This window comes from Streptomyces sp. NPDC101166 (assembly GCF_044768125.1).
Taxonomy (GTDB): domain Bacteria; phylum Actinomycetota; class Actinomycetes; order Streptomycetales; family Streptomycetaceae; genus Streptomyces.
In genome coordinates this window covers 1-1,016 of the sequence record NZ_JBIWPF010000393.1, presented here as the reverse complement: position 1 = coordinate 1,016, position 1,016 = coordinate 1, and the positions used below count along the sequence as shown (strand labels likewise).

Genomic DNA, 1,016 nt, shown 5'->3' with positions numbered 1-1,016 from the left:
CGCAATGCCGCGCTCCAGTTCGGCACGCTGACCGTGGTGTCGCGCGACAAGCTGGCGGATGTGATCCTGCGCTATACCTTCCCGGCCGCCGGGCTGGAGGACGAGCCGCTGGCCACCCTGCTGTTGTTGACGCTCTCCGGTGCGGGTCGCGCCCGCCAGGGTCTGCTGCCCTGACGGGGGTCGCCGCCCGGGATCGGTTCAGGCCCGGGCGGTTTCGGGTTCCCCGGCGGCGTCGCGATAGCCGGGCAGGATCTCGGTGATGCCGCGTGCGAAGGTGTCGGGATCGGCGTCGCCGAGAATGAGATGCTGCAGGATGATCCCGGGCAGCAGCCCCAGGAAGATCTTGGCGATGGCGTCGGTGTCGGCGTCCGGCGGGAACCAGCCCGCGTCGCGCATGCGATTGGCGTAGTCGAACCACAGGCGGCGGAAGCCGAGGATATTGGTGCGCACGTAATCGGCGATATTGGCGTCGGTGAGCGCCAGCGCCCAGGCCTGCGGGATGACCCGCACCGGCCCGCCGGGGGCGCTGAGCCTGACGATGTCCTCGCTCATCAGCCGGACCAGGGCGGGCGGCGTCGGTAGCGGGTCGCTGTAGACGGCTTCGGAGAGAGCGGCGCGCAGGTCGACGGTGGCTTCGGTGGCGAGGGCCTCGATGATGTCGTTCTTGGATTTGAAGTAGCGGTAGACCGCTCCGGCGGAGAGCCCGGATTCGGCGAAGACGTCCTGCATGGTGGTGGCGTGCAGGCCTTTGCGGGCGAAGCAGGTCTGTGCGGCGTCGAGAATCTGTTGTCTGCGGCGTTCCAGGTGTGCATCGCTGACTCTGGGCATGCGCCCAAATTAAAACGAATATTCGTTCTCAACAAGCTGACAATGCCATGTCAGCCCTGTCCCATCCGTTGCGAATTTGTGTGGGCCAGGCGGGATTCCGGCTGGTCAGCCCTTCGCGGCGCAGCATTCGCGGCAGGTGCCGAAGATTTCCATGGTGTGGCTGATATCGGTGAATCCGTGCTCGGCGG

2 protein-coding genes are annotated in these 1,016 nt (G+C 66.5%); one reads left to right on the top strand and one right to left on the bottom strand.

Features of this window, described 5'->3' with window-relative positions:
• Positions 1-198: 198 nt before the first annotated feature.
• A complete protein-coding gene (locus ACIRS4_RS39365) occupies positions 199-729 on the bottom strand; it encodes a TetR/AcrR family transcriptional regulator (RefSeq protein ID WP_404205256.1) in 531 nt (176 codons plus the stop codon).
• 9 nt (positions 730-738) lie between these two features.
• On the opposite strand from ACIRS4_RS39365, the gene ACIRS4_RS39360 reads away from it, so the two are divergent.
• Positions 739-1,016, top strand: a 278-nt coding sequence (locus ACIRS4_RS39360; protein WP_404205254.1) for a hypothetical protein, incomplete at its 3' end; no start/stop codon positions are given.